Consider the following 23,483-nt stretch of genomic DNA (forward strand, 5'->3'; position numbering starts at 1 on the left):
GGCCGCCCCTACTGGCAGCCAACCGTTAAATTTTCCCATCCGATGCACTGAGCCAATCCCATCAACCGGGATTACGCGCGCAGGCCAGCAAATTGGTGGCAAACCACGGTCGAAACCGGCTTAGCGCTTCAACCGCGCCGCGCATTCGTTGGGAGTTATTAAAGGGCGTGATTTCGATGTCGACAAAACCGGTTCTGGCCATCATTGCCTTCAATGTCTGCGGGCAGAACCACGACACATGCTGCGGATTGACCTGCGCATGCCGCCCGAGCAGTATCTCGGCAAGACGTTTCGGATAGAACGGATTCGGCGTGGTGAGAATCAACTCACCGCCCGGCACGAGATGCTTGCGCATATTGCGCAGAAACCGCCCCGGGTTTTCCAGGTGTTCAATCAACTCGCCGGCCACCACCACATCGAAGGTCTGCCCAAGGTCTTTGACCTCGGCGTCGCCATGCACGATGTTGTAGCCACGTTCAATGAGCTTGCGCACCTCGTCGGCTTCAAAGTCCAGCCCTACCAGCTCTGCTGCCTGCTCACGGATCACACGGTGCAACCACTCCTCGCCCTGCTCGTTGGCGGAGCGGTGATCAACACAGCCGACATCCAAGACTTTCTTTCCCCGGGTCTTGTTGCGGATGGTGTCGAGGCGATAATTCTCAATCATTTACAGGCCCTCCACGAGCACGAACACAAGCGCGCGGATGGCTGAATAGCCAGCGTCCGGACTCATGCCATTCGATTGTTGCACACTCTCATGTATGCCAATAGATCCGGCGCAAGCGACGGCGCCTCAAGACGCGCGGGCTCGCTCACAAGCACCCTCTCAACGCAGGCTCCGACCTCATCCGGCGCATCGGTCCAGGTCATCGACGATCGCGCCCCCAGGAAGGCCAGGAAACGGGCCTGATGATTGCCATCCAGCGATGTATTCGCAACGGCCACAAAGCGCTTGCGTTGCGCCAGAAGGGAAAAAACCGTCGCGCCGCCATGCGTGATGACGAGATCGGCCTCGCTCAACTCCTGATCGATACTCGGCTTGAAACGAAAAAAGGCACCATGAACGGGTTCGTATTGTCCCGAGCCGATCTGAAACACCACCGGCCCGGGCAGCCTTCCGCTCCCGGCAAGTTCATCAACCGCGCGAATCAATGCATCGAAGTGGGTCGTTCCGACCGTCACGAAGATCACAACACGCACCCTTGGTAATGTCGATCACTACGACCGGCCACTTGCTCAGGCCACTGGACATAGAAACGCGATGCGAGCCCGAGGCGCTCGACAAGAAGACCCGTCGCGGATAGCGAATCGGTACGCGTGATGCTTTCGATGTAGACCCTCGGCACGCCCATCAGCTTGGCGACAGCAAAGCCCGGCACGCAGATCGACGAACCAATACACACCACATAGTCGGGCTTCACGCTTCTGAGCACACCGAGGCTCTGCCACAAGTTGCGGCCAAATCGACGAATGGTGTGCCAGCGACTGCGCTGCGCGCGAGTTCCCAACGGCACAACACGGTGAATGGGAAACGCCTCCATCCACGGGGAAATCACGGAATCACCCGGCAAAATCAGCGCGAGATCCACACCTTCGAGCTGATCGAGCAACATCTGCGACTCAAGCTGAAAGCCACCGCCGGGCACATAGAGCAATACCGTGGGTCGCATTACTGCCCTCCGGCTCCGCTCCCGCCCCCGCGCAGGAACGACTCGAACATCATCAAAGTCCAAAGTGGCGCGCTGTAATCCCGGCGTCCGGATTGGTGATCGTCCACCATGCGCGTCAAAGCCGCCATATCGAACACGCCGGAGTCAGCCATGACCGCACCCGTCAGACGCTCACGGACGCGGTCTTTGAGGGGACCACGGAACCAACGTGCCAGCGGCACGGCAAAGCCCATTTTCGGACGATAGAGCACGTCATTCGGCAAGACTGGCTCAAGGGACTTCTTGAACAGGAATTTTCCCTCCTGGCCGCGGATTTTCAGATCATTCGGCAGGCCGGCGAGCCACTCCACCAGCGGGTGATCCATCAAAGGTTCGCGCACCTCAAGCGAGTGAGCCATGCTGGCGCGATCGACTTTGGTGTTGATATCACCCACCAGATAGGTCTTAAGGTCGAGATACTGGATTTGCGCCAACGGGTCTTCTGTCTGGGCATTGCCGGCGTGGCGCCGGAACACTTCCAGCGCGTTGTATCCGCCCAACTCCCGCTTGAAGCTATCAGAGAAAACCTGACTGCGCAGATCGTTGCGCAGGATGGACACTGAATGGAAATAGGCCTCCACCGAATCCCGCGCGATGGCCTGAAAGGTGGTTTTGGCGCGAAACATGCGCGGCGCCCAATCGGCCTTGGGATAGGCGTAACCGAGCGCGCCAAACAACGGCCGACGCAGCCCCAGCGGCATCGCATCGCGCATGCGCTGCTCCATCATGTGGAGACGGTAGCGGCGATAGCCCCCAAAGCTCTCATCGCCACCATCGCCCGACAAGGCGACGGTGACATGCTTGCGCGCGAGTTCGCACACCCGGTAGGTCGGGATGGCGGAGCTATCGGCGTAGGGCTCGTCGTAGAGCGCGGAGAGCTTGTCGATCAGGTCGAAATCGTCGGACATGACGGTTTCGGTGTGGTGGTTGGTGTGGTAGCGATCGGCCACCATCTTGGCAAACTCGGATTCGTTGAAGGCCGGGTCGTCGAAGCCGATCGAGCAGGTATTGACCGGCCCGGACGACAGGTCCGCCATGGTCGCCACCACGGCGCTCGAATCCACCCCACCAGAAAGGAATGCGCCCAGCGGCACTTCGGAAATCATGCGCAGGCGAATCGATTCGTGAAGCCGCTCATTGAGCTCGGCCACGGCATCATCCAGGCTGATCGGGTTGTCGAGCGTAAAGCGGACATCCCAATACGGCCGACTCGCCGGGATCGGCTGGCCGCGCCGGAGGGTTAACGTATGACCGGGATCGAGCTTGGCTGCGCCCTTGAAAATCGTGCGTGGCTCCGCCGCATAACCCAACGCAAAATACTCTTCGACCGCCAGCGGATCGATGCGTCGATCCAGCCCGGGATGCGCCATCAGCACTTTGAGCTCTGAGCCAAAAGCAAAGCTGCCGTCTTTCATCACCCCGTAGAACAAGGGTTTGACGCCGAGTCGATCACGGGCCAGAAACAAGGTTTGCCGGTTACGATCCCACAGCGCGAAGGCAAACATGCCGCGAAAACGCTCGACGCAGGCCTCGCCCCACGCCTCCCACGCATGAACGATGACTTCGGTGTCGCTGTGCGTGCGAAACACATGGCCCAGCGCCTCAAGCTCGGGAACCAACGACTGATAGTTGTAGATCTCACCGTTGAAGACCACTGCGACAGAGTGATCTTCGTTGAACAGCGGTTGTTGACCGGTTGCCAGGTCGATGATCGACAAACGGCGGTGCGCGAGCGCAACGCCCGGCTCAAAGTGATAACCACCTTCGTCCGGACCGCGATGGTATTGCACGTCGCTCATGCGCGTGACGAGGTCTCGCGAAAAATCCCGACGTCCTTCCAGATCAAACAGACCGGCAATGCCGCACATAGATTGCTTCTCAGGTTCTTGAATTCATCTCGGACCCCACCACAACGGTTCGGGCCAGCGTTTGATCGTACAGGGCCAAGTAGCGATCTACCATCGCTTCAAGGCTAAACTGCGTCACGGCACGTGCGCGCGCCGCATGAGACATCTGCTGACGTCGCGCCGGATCTTTCGCCATGCTGGACATGGCCTCGGCCAAAGCACTTGGATCGCCCGGCGGCACTAGCCATCCGGTTTCGCCGTCGACCACCAGCTCTTCATTCCCCCCAACCCGGGTCGCAATCACGGGCAAACCACATGCCATCGCTTCCAACAAGGTGTTTGAAATGCCTTCCGCCTGCGATGGTAAAACGAAGCAGTCGAGCGCGGCCATGATCGCCGGCACATCATCCCGCGCACCAGCCAACCACACGACATCCTTCAACCCGGCCGCGGCGATCTGCGCTTCAACTTCGGCACGGAGCGGACCATCACCCACCAGCACCAAGCGTGCCGCGAGTGCCTCAGCACTACCCGCCGCACGCCACGCGGCGAACGCACGCACCAGATTGAGCTGATCCTTGACCGCCTGAAGGCGCCCGACCGTACCGAAAAACAGGCCACCACCGCTCAAAAATTCCGACGGAGCGTCCGGCAACTCGGTACGCTCTGCCCGCACCAAAAAGCGCATCACATCGACACCGTTACAGATCCGTGTCACCCGAGCAGCCGCAATGCCAACACCTTGGGTCAAATATGACGAGAGCTGCGCTGACAAGGCGATGTACTGTGTCACGAATGGCGAATGAAGCCTCCGCAGAAGACGATATTTCCGCGACGCACCGCCTGGGTCTGACGTATCCCAGCCATGCTCGCCATGGATGCGCACCGGCACCCGAGCAATCCAGGCAGGCAACGTCATTTCAAGCGCCGCCAGATTGCGTGTGTGCACAATGGCCGGATTGAGCTTTCGCAACAACCGATACATCGCCCCGAAAAGCTTGAAACCATGCCCCGGAGGTTTGTGAAGAGAGATGAACTCAACATCGGGACGAGTCACTCGCTTGATGAAATCGCTGTCACAGTCCGACAGCGCGATCACCACATGGCGATATCGACCAATCGGCATGCGATTGATGAGATTGACGACACCGTTCTCCAGGCCACCGATACGAAAGCTGTAGAGCACATGCGCCACAAGCGGCGGAGCAGCCACCTCCGTCATCAATCCTTTGCCTCAAAAACGGCATCAATCGCGTGCCCGATCTGCCCGTGGTTCTCCTCAAGAAACGCCACCGCAAGCTTGCGAGCTTCAGCCTTGTCATCCCCGGGAACGGCAATGACGAGATGCGCACCATCATCCCGACCCAGACTCAATCGACGCAAGGCAATACGGAAGGTGGCGAGATAATCGTTACCTTCAACATGCTCACCAATCCGATACCAATGCCAGATATTCAGCGCACCGGCCGGACCAATCAGGCGCGCATAGTTTGTCTGACCGACAGGCATGGCATCGTCAGCCTCTTCGACAATCCGCCAAGTCTTTCTCTCAGGCCGGAGCTGATTTGACCAGGCCACCATTTCATGTCCCGGCGCCTGATCCGCATAGAGCGCGACGTACAGACTGACAACATCACTGTCTCGGCGATAAACGGTGCCGGACTCACCGCGAAAGCCGTGATAATCGGGGCGAAATACCTGAGTATCAGGATCGACGTCCCAGCCCTCAGCGAGTGCCGGCGGGCTCATGCCTAGCTGAAGATCGCTGTTGGTCGGGCGAACCATAGCACCGGCCCAGGCTGTCATGGCAAGCAAAAGAACAACCACGACTACGCCCAGCAGAACAGTTGCACGCGGGGTCCCAGTCTGACCCTTCCAGCCGTGGACTTGCTGGACCTCATCCGGATCGACCCAACGATTGCCAATCCAGAACATGACCATGATCACCACCCCAAAAAACACCCAGCCATAGATCAGGTGGTCGACCCCCACGGCAAGTTCGTTATTGCTGAGGTATCCGATCAGCACAATCATGTAGGCACGAAACCAATTGGCGATGACCGGCACGAGCAGCGCAACCACGATAAACATGGCTCGCTTGATCAAGCTGCGATAGCTAAGGTAAGCGTAGAGCGTGCCGACCATGAACGACGCAATCAGATAACGAATGCCGCTGCAGGCCTCTACGACCGACCAACGGCCGTTTGGCACAACAAAATAGTGTCCTTCCTGGAACACAGGCACGCCCGTCAGACGCAATGCGCGAACGGTAAATTCGGCCGTGTAATCCATCATCGTCGGCACCAGGAAATCCCCCGCCGGCGCCATGAAAAACAAGAACAGCATGGGGAATGCGATTACACGAAAAAACCGGTGCCCAACGCACAGCCAGACCAGCAGCACAAGAACAGCAGTGGCTGCCAAATGCTCAACACTTGCAATACTGAATGCGACCCCGGCACACCAAATCACAATGGCCACAACCAGCGGCAACAGCATCGACCAGGCCGGTTGAGGTGCGACAGCGTTCAATGGCCCCCGACGCGTCCAGATCAGGTAGGCCGAAATCGGCAACACCACCATGCCATGTGCAAAGGTGCCTGATCGCATCCACAGTTCCGCCATATCGCGAAAACTCGGCCAGAACGCAAGCAACCAACCCAGCAGCAGGATCAGTAGCAATCCAAGATTATGCGCAAGCATTCCGCGCTCACCCGGCTCGTTCTCTTTTACGTCGATGGGCATGGAATCGGTTGTCATTGAATTCGTCAAGCGGTCAAACATTGGGAAACGGCAGACAGGTGGGCTGGCCAAGCATAAGCGTTCAAGATCAAATCACGTGCTCGCTGCCCCATGTCGCGTGCCTTTGGCTCAAGGCAGCGTTCAATGGCGGCCACGTAGTCGCCCGGCGTCTCGGCCTCCTCATGGGTCAGGCCGACCATGCCACGCAAGCCAGTTGCGGACGCATTGGAGACAACCACGGGTCGAGCCATTGCCATGGCCTCCAACACCTTGTTTTGGATACCTCTTGCCACACGCAGCGGGGCCACAACAACATCGGCATGATGCACATAGGGTCTGACGTCTGGCACCGTGCCGGTCACGTGAACATTTTCGAGCGCGTCGAGCGCCCTGACCGACGGCGCCGGGTTCATTCCGACAACGTGAAAGTGCGCCATTGGATGACGCGCCCGAACGAGCGGCAACACCTCGTTGGCGAACCAGCAAGCAGCATCAATATTGGGCCAGTAGTCCATGGCGCCGGCAAACACCAGATGGGGGCCGGCCGCTTCGTATGGAGAAACACCCCCATTGACGGGAGAAAAGAACTCCGCATCCACACCGTTTTCGACCACCAATGTTTTGCCGCCCAACTGCGGAACACCCTGTAAGAAGAGGTCTGTCTCCGCGCGAGTGACAAAACTGGCGTAATCTGCCCGTTCGGCCCAGCGCTGTTCGAAGCGACCAAGCAAACGCCCTTCCCTGCGGTACAACCATGACATCGGCCACCGGCGAGACTCGCTGTATTGGGTCCACTTGGCCGAATCGACATCACAAAAATCGATAAAGGTGCGGTCGAGATGAACGCCTTCCAGATACTGAGCCATCGCACCGCTGAACACCACGGCCTGCCGAATACCCTGGGTCTCCACCGTATCGCGCACCCAGCTCGACAAGGCGCGATCACGATAATAAGGAATGGTGAGTGCTTCGCCACCAAACAAGCCGGTCAAGCTCTTGATGCGCCCGACAACCGGATTGAGCCGCCCCACATGCGCAGAGGCACACCACTGGTCAAGCGCTGGCACATGCTGCCAGTCGTCAGGATGATCAACAAATGTCCCAAGGTGCACCTCGAAATGCTCTGCGAGATGCTTCAGCAGGTGAAACGACCGCAGCTTATCGCCCTTGTTGGGCGGGTACGGAATGCGATGGACCAGATAGAGCAGTGGCGGTTTGTCCATGCTCAGCCCAGGTTCCGCACGATGTAGGGGCCGAGTGCATTGGCCACGGGCAAGGGCAAGCGCTTCCACATCGCAATGAAGGCGCGGTACTTGGGATTCATGGGATTGTTTTGCGGCACGGCGTCACGCTTGTACAAGCGGTATTCGTAAGACAAAGGTTGCGGCTCAAACCCCCAGTTCTTTTTAAAACTGTAGGGGCCGGTGCCGATCTTGCTGCGCCCGTAGTCGAAGAGGCGCGCGCCACGGGCACAGGCTTGCTGCATGAGGGCCCAGTATTTGAAATCATTGGCCGCGAGGCTCCGCGCAGCCAGGTCGTCGCCGGCATAGTACGGCAAGACTTCATCTCGGAAGTAGAAGCTGAGGACGCTCGACAGTGTCTTGCCCTCAGGGCTCGTCACCGTCAGCACTTCACATTTCTCACCAAAGACATCCTGAAGCGAGGCAAAGAAGCGCTTGGGTAGCGCGGGCGTGCCATGGCGACGGACGTTGTCGGCGTAGAGCGCGAAAAACCGCTCTACGTCGGGGTCAATGTGGCTCACGAGGCCATTTTTGATGCCTTTTCTCACCATCGCCCGCTGCTTGCGGGGCACAGCGGCGAGGTTCGCTTCGACATCGGGGTCTAGCGTCTTGCGAAAAGTGACGTACAGATCCTGTCGCGGCCAGTCGGTGTGGCGGGCGACCAGATTACGATACTCGAGGTGCTGAACACCCCGCGCCAGCGCGATGCGCTCGGCCTCGGCTTCCAGCAGGGGCACCGCAGTGGCCTCGCCAACGACCCCGCCGTAGACGCAAAACGGCAGCGATGTCAGTGAATGGCCAAACAGGCGGCTCTGCACTTCGGCCAGCGGCAAAACGGCGACAATCTCGCCGCCTCGGCGCGCATAGAGAAAATGGGTGCGATGACCGAACACGTCCTCCATCAGCCCCTGCCAGGCGGCCTGATGAAAAAACGTGGCGTCGGGGCACTTGAACACGAAGGCGTCCCATGCAGCGTGGTCACTCTCGGTCAAATGGTGAATCGTTAGATCGGGGTGTGACATGACATTCCGTAATCGAGGGCTTACGCCGCGTCGAGGAAGACCTCGTCCATGCGTCCCCAGGAAAAATCGGACATCAACTGGCGCAGTCTGCCCTCGGTGCGTGACAAATTGACGTAGTGGCGAAAGCGGGTCTTCAAGGTCGTTCCCTGCACCACCGGTTGGCCCGGATCGACCTCCCAGGGATGGAAGTAGAACATCGCTGAGCGCCGCTCTTGCTCATTGACCCGACGGATCAACCACCGCGATGCCGAATACGGCAGCAGGCGAAAATAGCCACCACCGCCGGCCGGCAGATTGCGCCCAAGGTAGCGAACGGTGGTGATCGGCATCTCGATCAGACCGCTCTCAAGCCGATACGGAAAGCGCGGTGCATTCGGAACACCGTAGTGATCGTGCTTGACCAGATAGACGCTGGAGCTATACAGGTAGCCGGCCTCGGCAATGCGGTCATGCGCCCAGGGGTTGCTCTCACCAATCGAAAAACTCGGCGCGCGGTAGCCCTTGACTTCGGTGCCGGCAATATCCTCCAGTACCGATTTTGCGAGGCGAATATCCGCACCGAAAGCGTCCGGTGTTTGATCGCTCGCCCGCTGATGGGCATAGCCATGACTGGCCACTTCATGCCCTTCCATGGCGATCAGACGCACCAGATGCGGATAGCGCTCGGCGATCCAGCCCAAGGTAAAAAAGGTGCCCTTGGCGCCATATTCGTGAAGCAAGGACAGGATCAGATCCACATTGCGCTCAACACGGCACGGGACGGTATCCCACTGCCGGCGCGGAAAATGCGGCGCGAGGGCGGAGACCTGGAAGTAGTCCTCCACGTCGATGGTCAGCGCGTTGACGATACTCATGCAGGCAACCCGGCCATCGCCAGCGCTTCGCGCTCGGCCAACCAAGCGGACAAATGGGCCGCGATGCGCTCTGCCGCACATCCGTCCCAACCTTCGGGAATTCGGCCGCCCTTCCCGCCACCGGCGAGAATGGCATCAACGCCGTCGATGATCGCGCTTGCGTCACCTGCGACGATGGTATTGGTGCCTTCGGTGACCGTAATCGGACGTTCGGTGCTTTCCCGCATGGTCAGGCATGGCACGCCGAGCGCGGTTGTTTCTTCCTGAATGCCGCCGGAGTCGGTCAACACAAGACGTGCGCTGGCCATCAGACCCAGCATTTCGAGATAGCCCTGCGGCGGCAGCACGAGAAAACCCGGCGCGTCGAGCAGTGCAGACAGGCCATGCGCCTCGATATTCTTGCGGGTTCGCGGGTGCAATGCGAACACCAGCGGCAGTTTCTGACTGACCACATGCAAAGTTTCGATCAGACGGCGCAACATGACCGGATCGTCTACATTGGACGGACGATGCAAGGTCACCACGCCGAAGCCGGCGCGGATACGCTGCGGATCCAGCCCTGCCTGCGCCACCAGGGCCTCGGGCGCGACAGCCTTCTTCTGGTTGGCCATCAGGGTGTCGATCATGACGTTGCCGACAAACACCGCCCGTGCGGGATCAATCCCCTCCCGCGCCAGGTTGTCATGCGCCGAGCGCTCGGTGGTATAGAGAATGTCAGAGATCTGGTCGGTGAGGACACGATTGACCTCCTCAGGCATGCGCCGATCACCACTGCGCAATCCGGCCTCGACATGGATCACCGGCACGTGACGCTTGGCCGCAACAAGCGCACAGGCAAGCGTTGAATTCACGTCGCCCACCACCAGCACGGCGCGCGCACCATGGGCTTCGATCACGGGTTCAAATCGCTTCATCACCTCGGCGGTCTGCACCGCGTGCGAGGCGGAGCCCACTTCCAGGTTGATATCCGCGCGCGGCAGTTCCAGATCGGTGAACAGTCGATCATTCATCGCCGCATCATAGTGTTGGCCGGTATGCACCAACAGCGTTGGAATCGCGGGAGAATGCGCCGCAAAGGCGCGCATGATCGGCGCCATTTTCATGTAATTGGGGCGAGCACCAACAATGCAGATCACCGGGGGGACAACAGACTCAGTCATTTAGCGGCTTCGTCCTTGTCGTTGTGCTCAGTCGAGGCCGAAACAATCTGGCTCATCAGCGCCAGCGTGGTGGACATCGTCCGCTCCAATTGCGCCAGACGCGCCTCGATTCTCGCGGCGTCAAACCCGGCCGCCAGTTGGGCGAACTGCTGGGCGATTGCCGGATCGACGTTCAGCTTGTCCATGTCAAACGACGGTAGCGCCGCCGGCGCGGCAACGCTGGACAATGGTGCGAGACGCGCCGTACCGCTGCCCCGGCCACTGCGCTGCTCTTCTTTCATTTCCGCGAGGACTTCGTCCACCTCGGATTCACCGAGCGAGCGTTTCTCGAGCAGGAAACCCGCCAGCATCAGTCGATCGCATAAAGTGTTGATTCGGCGAGGCACGCCGCCCGACGCCCGAAAAATCGATGGGAAAATCGCATTGTCAAAATGCGGGTCGTCTTTCCAGCCAACATGCTTCAGGCGGTGCTCGACATAGGCGCGAGTCTCTTCCATATCCAGCGGACCGAGGTGGTAAGACGCAATGACGCGCTGGCGAAGCTGCTGCATTTCGGGGCTCTGCATGATGTCCCGGAATTCGGGCTGGCCCACCAAAAAGCTCTGGAGCAGTGCATGCTCTTCAAGCTGGAAATTCGACAACATGCGAAGCTCTTCGACCGCGCGCGGTGTCAGGTTCTGAGCCTCATCAACAATCAGCAGCGCCCGCTTGCCGGCTGCCGTGACCGAAACAAGAAACGTCTCGATCGCAAGCAGCAGCCCGGCTTTGTCCAGCCCCTTGCTTGGCACGCCAAACGCCGCGGCGACCAACTGCAGAATATCGTTCGCATCGATTTGCGTACTGACCAACTGGGCGGCCACCACTTTGTTCGAATCAAGCTTTTGCAGCAGGCTACGGACCAGCGTGGTCTTGCCCGCGCCAATCTCACCCGTAATGACGATAAAGCCTTCATTCTGGTGCAAGCCATATTCCAGATAGGCCATGGCGCGGCGATGGCCGCGGCTGCCGTAGAAGAAAGCCGGATCAGGATTGAGCTGAAACGGTTTCCCGCTCAGCCGGTAGAAATTCTCATACATGACTTAGAACCGTACGCCCAGCGTCGCTGTCAGCGCGTTTTCGGTGAATGAGGTGCTGCCGTCGGACTTCTGGTGCCGATAGATCAGCCCCCCGGTCGATTTCGGACCGAGTTTTCGGGAAACACCCAGATTGAGTGTTGTGCGTTTGTTGTCCTGCGTGGTCGCTTGCACGTTGTTGCGCCCCACCGACGCAGTGAGCGTTGAAAACGCCGACAATTTGTGATTCAAGGACACGATCACGCCGCTATCGCGAATCTGGTCGTTGTTGAAGAAATCATCCGTCGCCGAAACGATGAGGTTCTGAGCGACGCGGCTACGTTCAGTACGATAGACCGAAAATGTCAGCGAATTACGCACGCCCGACAGGGTGAAATCACCCCTTAGATTACGGCTGACATACTGCGCATTGGTGATAAAGCCCAACTGTAAACCGGAGCCCGTAATGCCCGATTGAGCCAACAGCAACCGAGCCGCCGCATCGCGCTGGACCGGGTTCGGGATCTGTGTCGCTAGGCTGTCGTAAATCAGACGGTAGTAATAGTCATCAAGCGACTCCGACACCAACTCTTCAGCCGAAGTGTAGTCACGCACATAGCTTAATCGCCAGCTACTGCGGGAGCCGCGATGCGAAACCTTGACATCATAGCCGCGACCAAACAGACGCTTCTCCGTAAAGGCGGTGACCGAGGTCCGGGTAGTCGGGTACCAATCAAAGCCGACACCGTGCGTACTGCCCTCTTCGGTACGGCCGGCATTGTAATTGTTTGACTCGCGGCCGACCGACGCACGGAGAATAAACTGAGGCGTAATCGTATAGCTCAGTCCCACGCGACCGTTCTGCCGGGAAGCCTCTGTATCGCTATCGCGATAGTGCGTATCGACCTTGTCGTAGGAGGCCGACCAGCCGAGGGGCCCGAAGGCCTCGCCATCCTGCAACGCACCTGAAAAGGTATCGGTTCGCCGATTGCTCACCGTGCCACTACCGCCACTCAGCCATTGGCTCTTGTAGCCTAATCGCCCCTTGGCGGAATTGCCGAACGCGAACTCGAGACGTGGCCCCAGGTTGAAGGAACGCACCTCGTTGTCTTCGCTGGTGTTCAAGGGGTCGTCACCTGAACGCCCGCTGAAGAGCGACTGATTCGTTCGGCTGACCGAAGCGCCCATATCGACAAACAGCAGCTGCTCGATGGCCTCGATTTCTCCCCGGCCCCGCAAGGCCAGGAAGGTCGAGTTGCGATCATCAGAGTTGGCGTAGAGCACGTTGCGCAATGACGCGTCCAGGTTGCCGTTGATCCGGCCCGAGGCCCGCCGTACGTTGATGGCCGGCGACACCTCCACCAGGAAATCGCTCTTCCCGTCGGCCGACGTATCAACGTTGTCCGTAAAGGTCATCCGCGTGTTTACGCTCGGCGTAATTAGCACCGTCGATTGCGCCCATGCACTCCCCGCCAGCGTGCACAACAGCGCAACAAGGCTTCGCTTCACCACGCGACGAGTATCAGGCTGCTTTATCATCTTCCGGCTCTTGCCCATATCCGTAGCCATATCCGTAATAGCCCCCCGGCCCTTGGACGGTCGATTTATTCAACAGCATCATTTTGATCGGACACGCCTCGATCGTTGCCAGCGCCTGCTTCAGCGCTGCGTGCGTCGTACGCTCGGCCTCAACCACCACCACGATCTGCCCCATGTGCGTTGCCAGGACGCGCGACTCAGTGGTCACCAGCAAGGGCGGCGAATCAAAAATAATAATCCGATCGGAATAGCGACTGGCCATCTCATCCAGCAAGCGGTTCATCCCTTCACTGGCAAGCAGTTCAGTCGCCCGCTGCGTGGCCGTACCCGCCGGCAGAATACGAAGCTTTTCGATATTGGTTCGCAGAATAACGTCCGGCAGATCGAGCGTCCCGTCGACCAGCACATCCATCAAGCCACGCTCCTGCGGCAGGCCCATCTGTTTGAGAATCGAGGGTTTGGAGACATCAGCATCGACCAGCAACACCGAGTGATCGAGTTCCATCGCCATGCTCATGGCCAGATTCAAGGCTGTAAAGCTCTTGCCCTCACCCGGCAATGCACTGGTGACCATGATCAGGTTCCCCTTCGCGACGCGACTCGTCCCTCTCATTGAGGACGCGTTCCGCAGCAAGGGACGCTTGATCACACGATACTCTTCCGAGATCGAAGTGCGCTGTTGATCTGGCGTCACAAATCCCATATGGGCAAGCCGGTCAAGATCAATATTCACCTCTCGACTGACCGGCTCCGCCTCTGGCGCATGGATTTCCACCCGCGAACGCTCTTGAAGCGGGACGGCCTCAACGACCGGCTTAACCGGCTCAACCGGCTCAACCGGCTCAACCGGCACAGATGCTGGCGTAATAACCGGGGCGTCTTGCCCCGCCTGCTTCAACTGCCCAAGCCGTTCAACAGCTTTTTCAATAAGACTCATGTCACGACCTTCACGAAAGTTTCAGCATGGCGATGGCCACTGTCAGCACGCCAAATGCGCCAACATAACCTCCAACACCGCCAAAGAAGGCCAGATTGAGACGCTGCCGCCGGCGCTTACGCACCGGATCAGCGGTCGCACTGACCGTGCCGAGCAAGGGCAAGCCTGAGATTTCGCGCAAATCCCGCCCATCCAGGAATGTCGGTCGCATCTGGCTGAGAATGAACGTAAATGCCAGACCAAACAACAAGGCCGCGCCCCCGCCCAGCGGCATCAGCAGGATGCGATTGGGCGCTGACGGCTTGAGCGGTACGCTCGGTGGATCGATCAGGCGGAACTCGGCCATGCCCGACGACGACTCCATCTCCACTGACATGTTGGCCGATTCACGGCGACTGACCAAAGTTTCGTAGTTTTTCTTGTTGATCTCGTAATCGCGGTTCAACTGGGCCAACTCCGCCTCAACCTGCGGCAGCAGCTTGGCTGACTCCTGCAAGCGAACCTGGCGGCCTTCAAATTCGGCCACCCGCGCTCTGAGCGACGCGACATTGGCGGCAGCGTCGGCCAGCGCGAGCTTCATTTGCTGATAGACCGGATTGGAGTTCACGTCGCCATAGCCACCGCCTTCGTTGCGGCGAGCAGCCACTTCGACCTTTTTCTGCTCTTTCAGTTGCTCGATGATACGACGAGTCCCAATCACGTCCGGATGCGCTTCGGTGTAACGCTGAAGCAAACCATCCAGATTTTTTTCCAACGCATCAACACGACCGTCAATCTCGGGGATAGACACCTTGCGCTCGACGGTATTCTCCGGCAAAAGCACGGGCTCTTCACCGGTGAGCTGACGCTGCAGCGCGTCTCGAGAATTTTCCGCTTCGCGCAAAGCGAGGCGCGCCGCCGCCAGTTGAGCAGCAACCTCCCCAACCTGGGTGAGGTAATCCTTGCCGCCCCCCATCAAGTGCATGTTTTTGATTCTGAAGTCCTTGAGCCGGTTTTCCGCCTCATCCAACCGCTGCTCATAAGTCTTGATCTGCTCCTCGATGAATCGACGAGCAGAATCCGTATCCTTGCGCTTATCGCCGAGGCCGGACTCCACAAAAATAGACACCAGAGACTGCACGACACGCTTGGCGCGATCAGGCTGCGTGTCCTCATACGAGAGGGTGAAGAGATTGTCCCGCCCCGTACCCTTGATCTGCAGCGTTTTGTTCAACTCAACAATCAATTCTTCGCGCTGCTTGTTGGTCTTGACCGTCAGGTCAAGATCGGCCATGCGAATCAGCTTCTCGATGTTCGGGCGGCTGATCAACGTCCGCGAAAGAATGGTGATCTGTTGATCCACGTTCGGCTGAACCGCCAAACCTGACATCAGTGGCTTCAACACCGACTGCGTATCAACAAAAATCCGCGCCGATGATTCATAACGGTCGGGCAGCATATAGATGGCACCCGCAGCAATGGCGCCGACCAGCCAGGCCGCAGCCAAGCCCCACCAGCGATATAGCCACATGCCGCGCAGGTACGCGACGAGTTGTCGGAGGACGTCTTCCATAGATTCAATTCTGCTTCTGTGTACGCCGGCCGCCATCGCGGCGGCCGGTCAGTTCGGAACGGAGATCAGAACCAGCTTTGCGGAATGATCAGAACATCGCCGGGACGCATCTCAACGTTAGCCGACACATCGCCGCGCTTGAGCAAATCCGACAAGCGAACGCTGTACTGCTTGTTTCCCTCGCCAGTGCGCAGGATCGACGCTTTGTTGCCATCAGCAAACTCGGTCATGCCACCCACTGCAATCATCACATCGAGCGCAGTCATCTTTTGGCGATACGGCAGGATCATCGGCTTGGCCGCTTCGCCAACCACGCGAATCTGCTCGCTATACGGGCCAACAAAACTGGTCACGATCACCGTAACGACCGGCTCGCGAATGTACTTTTCCAGCGCCTTCTCGATGTCACGCCCAAGCGTGCTGGCATCCTTTCCCATCGCCTGCAGGTCTTCAACCAGCGGCGTGGTGATCTTTCCGTCCGGACGTACCGGCACAGACATCGACAACTCCGGATTGCGCCACACAACGATATTGACCGTATCACCCGGTCCGATCACATAGCTGTACTCCGAATCAGCGGCCACAGCGGGCGCTGGCGGAAAACTGTTGCTGGCGCACCCCGACAGCATTACGAGCGAAGCGAGAGCAACGCTGAAGAGCCCCAGCATGGTTCGCATGAGCTTCATTTCCAACCCCTCCAATGTCATTGTGTCGGCAGTGGCTTCCGACATTCCATCGGAATCCTAGCGACGCCGGGCACGGTCCAAAAGGAACAATTACACAAACGCTTACAGCCTTCCCCCGCGAGAATGACTAAAGTACGATGCAATACACGCCGCGCAGCTCAGTCCATTGGCATTATTTGGCTGAGCGCACCGCGACCTGGCATGACACATTCCGCTGCAACTGATCGGTCATCAGAGGGTCACCAAGTGAGTACATTCGAAGCAAGTCAATCCAACAACCCGAGGTTGCAAGCAGCTTATCACGCTATTCCACGAAGAAACGTGACAAACGATTCGGGCGCGCTCCACTCGCTTGGCATCCCTCCCGCAGATGATCGGGACAGCCGTGAATTCGTACTTTCGCGCAGCGATTTTCAGATTCGCCTGGGCAATGGCGCCGACGGCCAGCGAAGCAATGTCAGCATGCTGATTCAACGGATGTATGCATGGCGCGGCCTGCTCACGCACGCCCCATCGCGCATTGACGACCAGCCCAACCAGCTGACGCTGATTGCCTCACGCGGAACCACCATGTTCGGCACCCTGACCCTGAAGCTGGATTCAGACGAAGGCCTGCTGGCGGATGAGTTGTACTCGAAAGAAATCAGCGCCGCACGAAAGGCCGGCGCCAAAGTATGCGAACTGACTCGACTCGCCATCGACCCGGCCTTCAACTCAAAAGAAGTCCTCGCCTCGATCTTTCACCTGGCCTACATCTTCGGCCGGCTGATCCATAACAAAACTGACCTGTTCATTGAGGTCAATCCTCGCCATGTGGCCTTCTACCGGCGCATGCTCGGTTTCCGGATCGCGGGAGAAGAACGCATCTGCCCCCGGGTAAATGCGCCGGCAGTACTCCTGCACCTCCCTCTAAGCTACGTCGACGAACAGGTCGATCGCCAAGCGGGGCGCCCAGATTCTGGCGCTCGAAGCCTTTACTCCTACTTCTTCAATGACAACGAACAGCGCGGCCTGCTCAAGCGCCTGCAGGCCGACCCTTCGCTGATTGCCCTGTAAGGGCGCGATCACTCAGGAACAAAACCCGAGCGCACCGCCCCGCTCAGAACGCGCGCCGCACCTCAACATAGGCGCGATCACTGCGGTCGAACCGACCGAACACCCCTTGCTCCGAACCACCAAACACGTCGAGACCGGCCGTGCCGCGCCAATTGGCGTCCATCTGCCACACGACTTTTGGCCGCAACATGTAACCGCCGCCGTTCAAGCTCGACACCAACAACATCTCCACCTCCAGATCGTCACCAAACTGGCGATTCACCAGCAGCGTCGCGCCCTCCTCGCTCTTGTCCCACACCAGGCCCTCGCGATGATTCAAATAGCGCCGCGCGTAGTACTGGGTGTTCACACGCCACCGCTGCCCGACGGGTACATCCACACCGACCACGTAGTCCAGCGTATCTGATGCCACCAATCCATTCGGTGCCGCGAGATCGGTCGTATTGAACTGTCGCCCCCCGGTATGAACGGCCTCGCCCTTGAGCACAAAATCTCCCATATCCTTGGAGAACGTCGCTCCAAACTGGTTGATTCGGTCATGACGGGCCTCGAACGTCAAAGGCGCGAGCGATGTGCGATAAAAGGTCGGCGCGGTATCGGTGCTTCGATAGAAAAACCCGGAGACATCCCACCCATTGAGCAACGCCGACAACCGCGCACCCCAATTCATGTTGCCCAGTCGTTGATCGGGACGATCCTCACCCTCAAACTGCGCACCATCGGCAGCAAAAGGATAGAAATCGCCCCCCGGCTTTCCGATGTTGTCGACCGTGGCAACCGGTATCCAAAGCAGCTCACCATGCCATCCGTCGCCAAAATACTCCGCACGTGCGGCCCACTGCGGAATCCGCATCTGGTCAAACTCGGGGAGAAAGAACTCGCGGGTATCTCTCGCAGACACCACGTCAGCAAAGAACAGACCGACCATCTCACCCCAGACGACATGTTGCCGCCCCAGGCGGTAGTCCCACTTGCCCGCGGAGATATCGAGATACGCTTCGCGAATCGTCGCTTCACTGCGCTGATCACGGCGAACCGCAGAGGGATAGACATCCGACTCGATATCCGGCGCGGCATCCGCGTCAAATCGCCCCGAGAGCTTCCACTTCACCGTCTCGCTCAGCCGCCCACTGCTCTCGAGATTCAAGCGTGCGCGCAGCTTGGACCAGTGCGACGGCGAGTTATACGCTCGCGCAGCGGAAAACTCGGCAAACCCATGCAAACCACCACCGCTGTCAGCGGGCCTGGCCACATCGAGCAAATCATCCAGATCGCCAGCGGCCAGCGCACAGCCCGTGACCGCTGCCAGGCCGAGGCCGACACCCAAACGCCATCGATTCATCAATTTCTCCCTAAATTTCCGGATCTTCTTCGTCTTGCGCCCGACGATCCTGGACAAACATCCACCCATCGGACTGTCGCATCCCCAGCGCCTTGATTTCACCATCCTCAATGCGCACCAAACGGTCAGCCATATTCATCACGCGCCGATCATGAGTCGAAAACACAAACGTGGTTCCCGACTCCCGATTGATCTGCTTCATCAACTTCAGAATGCTCTCACCGGTTTTACGATCCAGGTTCGCAGTCGGTTCATCCGCCAGCACGATCTTGGAGTGCGTGGCCAGCGCCCGCGCAATCGCCACCCGCTGGCGCTGACCACCCGACAGTTGATTCGGCCGGTGCGAGGCATACTTGCGCAAGCCCACCATGGACAGGTAGTGCTTGACCCGTTCCTGACGCTCCGCCTTGGAGAGTTCAGGAAACTGCAGCAGCGGGTACTCGACGTTCTCTTCCGCCGACAGCACGGGCATCAAATTGAAGGTCTGGAAGATGAAACCGATCGTTCGCGCACGCAAATCCGCCAGATCATCGGGGCTCTGTCCGGACACATCCTGCCCGTTGATCAGTACACGACCACTCGAAGGGGTGTCGATACAACCGATAATATTCAGTACTGTCGACTTCCCACTTCCAGACGGCCCGGCAATGGCCAGAAAAACGCCTGGCTCAATGGACAAAGTCACGTCGCGCAGCGCCGTCACGGTTTGATCGCCCAAGCGATAACGCTTGGAGACATTTTCGACCTGAACTATCGCCATTTCGTTGCCGTAATAGAAGTGACACTGCCACAAGGATAGCACTCATGACACAGCCATTTCGACTTCGTCGTACGGTCCTGCGCATCGCCGTTTTATCGGCGCTCATGCCCCTCAGCGGATTGACAAGCGCAGCGGACGCGCCCGACGCCAACGCCCTGCTTGCCAGCACCGATGCGATCCGCTTCCCGCAGGAAAGCTTCCAGGTCGACATTGACATCGAAAGCCGCCAAAACGACGGCGAAGGCGCCGACCATCATCGCTACCGCGTGCTCTCAAAGGGGCGCGAAGACACCGTAGTCCTGACCATGGAGCCCGCCAGCGAGCGCGGCCAGATCCTGCTCATGAAACAACGGGATCTGTGGATATTCATGCCCTCCGTCTCTCAGCCCGTTCGCCTGTCTCTGGCGCAACGGCTCACCGGCCAGGTCGCCAACGGCGATCTCGCCCGCGCGAACTTCACCGGTGACTACACCGCGAAATACCTGCGTGAAGAAGCCATGGAAGGGAAAGCGGCGCATGTGCTTGAACTGACCGCCGTCGATGACGGCGTCACCTATGCCAAGGTTGAGTACTGGATTGACGCTGCCACGACACGCCCAATCAAGGCTGCGTTCTACGCGATTTCGGGTCGGCTGCTGAAAACCTGCGAATACATGGACTACAAAGAGATGGCCGGCGCCATTCGCCCCACCCGCCTCGTCATGACCGATGCGCTCAAGGCAGGCAACGTGTCCGTCATGAGCTACAGCGCGATGAACCCCCGGCCACTGCCGGACAAGCTATTCACCAAAGAGTATTTGAAGAAACTGAACTGAAAGCACCAAAACAAAGCGCCGCATAGCGCGGCGCTTGTAAAGAAAAAGGCACCCGAAGGTGCCTTTTTCAACTTTCAGATCGACGAATCGATTAGAAAGCGTGACGGATGCCAAGGCCCAGAGCGTTGGAGCTCTTGCCATCTTGCTTGGCCAGCGCGCCCAGACCGACGTTGTCGTCGTTCGTGGTGCGGTTCACACCGACGTAAGCGATGGTGCGCTTCGACAGGTTGTGGGTGTAGGCCACGGTGAACGAACGGCTGTCCGAATCCTGCGCATCTTCGTTGCGGGCACCGTAAGCAACGTGGATGTTGCCCATGCCGACCGGAACGATACCGCCGATCTGATACACCTTCACGTCGCTGTCATTCGCATCGACGCTAGCGGTCTGGTAGGAACCGACCAGCTTGAAGCCGCCGAAGTCGTAAGCAGCACCGAGGTAGTGCTCTTTGTGGTCGTCGCCAAGGGTCGAGTCGCCAGCGTTGATGTAGATGTAATCAACGTTCAGCGGGCCGTTGGCGTAGTTCAGGCCCAGACCGACTTTGTCATCGGTGTTGCGGTTCGGGTTCTTTGCCTTGTCGTCAGCTTCGGTCGAACCGAAGCTATAGATCACCTGGCCGCTGAAACCACCGAATTTCTTCGACTGGTAGTTGACCGAGTTGTCCCAGCGAGCGTCCGAACCGGCGTCGACCTGAAGACCACCGCCCGTCAGAATGGCTGCGGGATCCAGGGCACCAGCGGCGACGGCGTCATTGCGGAAAGCATAGTAACCCGGCGAGTACTGACGACCCAGACCGATGAAACCGAAGCCGCCTTCCAGACCAACCCAAGCTTGACGGTGGAATTCTTTGGAGGAAGCCGGGGAAGCGTCGTCGGAGTTGAAGCCCTGCTCCAGCACGAACTTGGCCTTCAGGCCGTTACCCAGGTCTTCTTCGCCCTTGAAGCCGATGCGCGGGCCGTTCAGCACGCCGTTAGCAACGCCCGAGAACTTGGCGTCACCAGCTTTACCAACACCAACGAAGGTGTCGATGATGCCGTAAACGGTAACGTTGGACTGAGCGAAGGCCGGAGCGGCGATCATGCCGGCGATGGCCAGGGCGATCAGTTTCTTCTGCATGGATTTCTCCTAAGATTGTGTAGTTGAATCCCGGGGGTGGCCCGGGCCCGACTGACCTCTCAAGCCGAGAAGTTGTGGCAATTTTGCAAACCTTCGCGTCTTGCCGCAAGCACCCTGACTAAATACCGCCACATCTCGGCGCTGTTTGTTGCTTTTGCGCAACATCCGCCCCATCAGCCAACGCCGTCGACGACCTCCTGGCATTTGACGGGCCCCGCCAGGGCGGGTTTCAACCCGTCAGGTCGGCTGATGCCGACCCTACACAGCACCCGGCGTTCGCAGCCACTAGAACGCCACGGCAATCGCGAAATGCAGCCGCAACGTCCGGTCGTCATGCCCATAGGCAAGATCAACCGCCAGCGGCCCGGCCGGGCTGCGCCAGCGGGCACCAAGACCGTAGCCCGCCTTGAAGCGAAAGGTCTCGCGCTCATCGGTGGCATTGCCTGCGTCGACAAACCCTGCGATACCCCAGGTGTTGTCGAGCCAATGCACGTATTCGGCGCTCACCGCTGCCATATAGCGCCCACCCACGGTAGCGCTCCCTTCCGTCACGCCCAGGCTTTGATAGGCGTAGCCACGCACGCTCTGGGCGCCGCCGGTGCGGAACAGGAAGTCCTGAGGGATGTCATCGCGACTCGGCGCGAGTGTGATGCCACCATCGGCTCGCAGAATAAACACATCGCGCTCACCCACCGGTTGATAGCGCACAAGCCGACCGGCCAAGCGGAGAAAGTTCTGGTCGGACAAGGCCGCCTTGGCGCCGCCGCCGATCTGCCCGCTCAGGACAAAGCCCTCACGCGGATCGAGCAGGTTATCGACCTTGCGCCAGGTCCATGTCCAGTTAAGCGACAGCGCCTTGCGGTTCGACTCCTCAACGCCTTCGGGCGCATAGGTTTCACGCTGGAGCTTGAGCGCGAGATGCGTTTCGATGTCATCGCGCTGGTGTTTGCGCGCAATACCGATCGCACTATTGGTGATTTTCAGGCCCTGGGTATCGCTGCGTTCGGTCAAGGCGCCGAAGCTATCCTGACGCCCGCCGCGCTCGGGCGGGAGAAACACATCGGCATAGGCCAGCTGTTCGCGCTGCTGCAAACGCAAGCCTGTAGTCAGAATCCACCCCCGGCCGAGGAGGTTCGCATTACGGTAAGACGCTTCGGTGCGATAGCCGTTGTTACTACTGAAACCAACGCCCAGCCCGACCCGCTTGGGCGGCGCCTCTACCACACTGACCTGAATCGGCACTTGCTCGGGCGACACATCGCGCGTGGCGACATTGACAACAACCGACGAAAAATAAGCGGTTGACTGCAGCACGCGCTGGAACTCAAGCAGGCGATCCAGATCATAGGGGTCGCCCGGCTCAATCAGGTTGTAACGGGACACCAAGTCGGACGGATAGTCTTGAAGCCCTTCGATATTGAGCGACCCCATCGTAAACGCCGGGCCAGAATCGATCGTCACCGCCAGGCGCACCCGGGCGGTCTCCGGATCCACCTCGGCACGGGTCTTCACCAAACGGGCGGCGGCAAAATCCCGATACGCGACCGCATCCAGCAAATGCCCTTTAGCGCCGTCCCAATCCGCTTGTCGAAACGACGCGCCAACCGGCAGTTGCCAGGATTGCTTGAGTTGATCTCGTCGATCGGCATGGGCCGGGTCAGCAAGCGCACCCGAAAACGCGATGTCCACCACCGAAATTTCGGCGCGCGGCCCAAGTATCACCTTGACTTCCATTGGTGAGCGACTGTCCCCAACCCGCGATACGGTCGGGGTGAAATACCCCTCGGTGGCCAGCAAGGCTTCAACTTCTTTACGGGTTCGTCTAATCAGCGCCTGCCGCTCCCGGTCATCGGCTGCATTAGGCAAGGCGTCCTCACGCAAGGTGCTCAGATGCGCGGTCAATAGATCGCGGACGGCCTCCGGCGCATCTAGTGCAATGGGTGCGGCAGCGTAGCTGACGGCGGAAAAACACCAACAAAGCCCAAGCACCCAGCGACACACGGGTCGAAAGATCATAGTCATGGCGCCATTGTAGAACGTCGCCCAATTGCAAAG

21 protein-coding genes are annotated in these 23,483 nt (G+C 59.0%); 2 read left to right on the top strand and 19 right to left on the bottom strand.

Going from position 1 to position 23,483, the window contains the following annotated elements:
- Positions 1-61: 61 nt before the first annotated feature.
- From FHP91_RS20150 to FHP91_RS20220, 15 genes are all read right to left on the bottom strand, one after another.
- Positions 62-667: a class I SAM-dependent methyltransferase gene (locus FHP91_RS20150; RefSeq protein WP_144311269.1), complete on the bottom strand. Its 606-nt coding sequence runs from the start codon at positions 665-667 to the stop codon at positions 62-64.
- A gap of 62 nt (positions 668-729) precedes the next feature.
- On the bottom strand, positions 730-1,191 hold the full coding sequence (locus FHP91_RS20155) for a glycosyltransferase (protein ID WP_186301651.1): 462 nt from the start codon (positions 1,189-1,191) through the stop codon (positions 730-732).
- A complete protein-coding gene (locus FHP91_RS20160) occupies positions 1,188-1,670 on the bottom strand; it encodes a hypothetical protein (protein WP_144311271.1) in 483 nt (160 codons plus the stop codon). The genes FHP91_RS20155 and FHP91_RS20160 overlap by 4 nt, the downstream gene beginning before the upstream one ends.
- Complete coding sequence (locus FHP91_RS20165) at positions 1,670-3,577, bottom strand: XrtA/PEP-CTERM system amidotransferase (RefSeq protein ID WP_144311272.1); 1,908 nt, start codon at positions 3,575-3,577, stop codon at positions 1,670-1,672. Before FHP91_RS20165 ends, FHP91_RS20160 begins: the two co-directional genes overlap by 1 nt.
- Positions 3,578-3,587: 10 nt before the next feature.
- Positions 3,588-4,778, bottom strand: coding sequence for a TIGR03088 family PEP-CTERM/XrtA system glycosyltransferase (locus tag FHP91_RS20170; protein ID WP_144311273.1), 1,191 nt, complete (start codon positions 4,776-4,778; stop codon positions 3,588-3,590).
- Positions 4,778-6,316 (bottom strand): exosortase A, encoded by a 1,539-nt coding sequence (gene xrtA / locus FHP91_RS20175; protein WP_186301652.1) that lies wholly within the window; start codon positions 6,314-6,316, stop codon positions 4,778-4,780. The genes FHP91_RS20170 and xrtA overlap by 1 nt, the downstream gene beginning before the upstream one ends.
- 8 nt (positions 6,317-6,324) lie before the next feature.
- Entirely contained in the window at positions 6,325-7,521 is a 1,197-nt protein-coding gene (locus FHP91_RS20180) for a TIGR03087 family PEP-CTERM/XrtA system glycosyltransferase (protein WP_144311275.1), read from the bottom strand.
- Positions 7,522-7,523: 2 nt separating this feature from the next.
- Entirely contained in the window at positions 7,524-8,531 is a 1,008-nt protein-coding gene (locus FHP91_RS20185; protein WP_391527584.1) for a FemAB family XrtA/PEP-CTERM system-associated protein, read from the bottom strand.
- Positions 8,532-8,581: 50 nt separating this feature from the next.
- A complete protein-coding gene (locus tag FHP91_RS20190; RefSeq protein WP_144311277.1) occupies positions 8,582-9,415 on the bottom strand; it encodes an XrtA system polysaccharide deacetylase in 834 nt (277 codons plus the stop codon).
- The gene (wecB, locus tag FHP91_RS20195; RefSeq protein WP_144311278.1) at positions 9,412-10,575 is read right to left on the bottom strand and encodes a non-hydrolyzing UDP-N-acetylglucosamine 2-epimerase; all 1,164 of its coding nucleotides are present in this window, start codon (positions 10,573-10,575) and stop codon (positions 9,412-9,414) included. Before wecB ends, FHP91_RS20190 begins: the two co-directional genes overlap by 4 nt.
- Positions 10,572-11,651, bottom strand: a complete 1,080-nt coding sequence (locus tag FHP91_RS20200; RefSeq protein WP_144311279.1) for an XrtA/PEP-CTERM system-associated ATPase — start codon at positions 11,649-11,651, stop codon at positions 10,572-10,574. Before FHP91_RS20200 ends, wecB begins: the two co-directional genes overlap by 4 nt.
- Before the next feature lie 3 nt (positions 11,652-11,654).
- Positions 11,655-13,166 carry a TIGR03016 family PEP-CTERM system-associated outer membrane protein gene (locus FHP91_RS20205; protein ID WP_186301653.1) on the bottom strand — a complete coding sequence of 504 codons (1,512 nt, stop codon included), beginning with the start codon at positions 13,164-13,166 and terminating at the stop codon, positions 11,655-11,657.
- Complete coding sequence (locus FHP91_RS20210) at positions 13,150-14,103, bottom strand: XrtA-associated tyrosine autokinase (RefSeq protein ID WP_144311281.1); 954 nt, start codon at positions 14,101-14,103, stop codon at positions 13,150-13,152. Before FHP91_RS20210 ends, FHP91_RS20205 begins: the two co-directional genes overlap by 17 nt.
- A gap of 10 nt (positions 14,104-14,113) precedes the next feature.
- A complete protein-coding gene (locus FHP91_RS20215; protein WP_144311282.1) occupies positions 14,114-15,655 on the bottom strand; it encodes an XrtA system polysaccharide chain length determinant in 1,542 nt (513 codons plus the stop codon).
- A 65-nt stretch (positions 15,656-15,720) separates the two neighbouring features.
- Entirely contained in the window at positions 15,721-16,332 is a 612-nt protein-coding gene (locus FHP91_RS20220; protein WP_449240253.1) for an XrtA/PEP-CTERM system exopolysaccharide export protein, read from the bottom strand.
- 255 nt (positions 16,333-16,587) lie between these two features.
- On the opposite strand from FHP91_RS20220, the gene FHP91_RS20225 reads away from it, so the two are divergent.
- Complete coding sequence (locus FHP91_RS20225) at positions 16,588-17,397, top strand: N-acyl amino acid synthase FeeM domain-containing protein (protein WP_222105268.1); 810 nt, start codon at positions 16,588-16,590, stop codon at positions 17,395-17,397.
- A gap of 43 nt (positions 17,398-17,440) precedes the next feature.
- On the opposite strand, the gene FHP91_RS20230 is transcribed toward FHP91_RS20225, so the two are convergent.
- Together FHP91_RS20230 and FHP91_RS20235 are read right to left on the bottom strand one after the other, a co-directional pair.
- On the bottom strand, positions 17,441-18,841 hold the full coding sequence (locus tag FHP91_RS20230) for a DUF1302 family protein (RefSeq protein WP_246116387.1): 1,401 nt from the start codon (positions 18,839-18,841) through the stop codon (positions 17,441-17,443).
- Positions 18,750-19,499 carry an ABC transporter ATP-binding protein gene (locus tag FHP91_RS20235; protein ID WP_144179107.1) on the bottom strand — a complete coding sequence of 250 codons (750 nt, stop codon included), beginning with the start codon at positions 19,497-19,499 and terminating at the stop codon, positions 18,750-18,752. Before FHP91_RS20235 ends, FHP91_RS20230 begins: the two co-directional genes overlap by 92 nt.
- A gap of 44 nt (positions 19,500-19,543) precedes the next feature.
- Between FHP91_RS20235 and FHP91_RS20240 the strand changes: the two genes are divergently transcribed.
- Entirely contained in the window at positions 19,544-20,314 is a 771-nt protein-coding gene (locus tag FHP91_RS20240) for an outer membrane lipoprotein-sorting protein (protein ID WP_144311284.1), read from the top strand.
- A 91-nt stretch (positions 20,315-20,405) separates the two neighbouring features.
- Here FHP91_RS20240 and FHP91_RS20245 read toward each other — a convergent pair whose 3' ends face one another.
- Positions 20,406-21,428, bottom strand: coding sequence for a porin (locus FHP91_RS20245; RefSeq protein WP_144311285.1), 1,023 nt, complete (start codon positions 21,426-21,428; stop codon positions 20,406-20,408).
- 285 nt (positions 21,429-21,713) lie between these two features.
- Positions 21,714-23,444 (bottom strand): autotransporter assembly complex protein TamA, encoded by a 1,731-nt coding sequence (locus FHP91_RS20250; protein ID WP_144311286.1) that lies wholly within the window; start codon positions 23,442-23,444, stop codon positions 21,714-21,716.
- Between the last annotated feature and the right edge of the window lie 39 nt (positions 23,445-23,483).

It is taken from the genome of Denitromonas halophila (assembly GCF_007625155.1).
Classification (GTDB): Bacteria; Pseudomonadota; Gammaproteobacteria; order Burkholderiales; family Rhodocyclaceae; genus Nitrogeniibacter; species Nitrogeniibacter halophilus.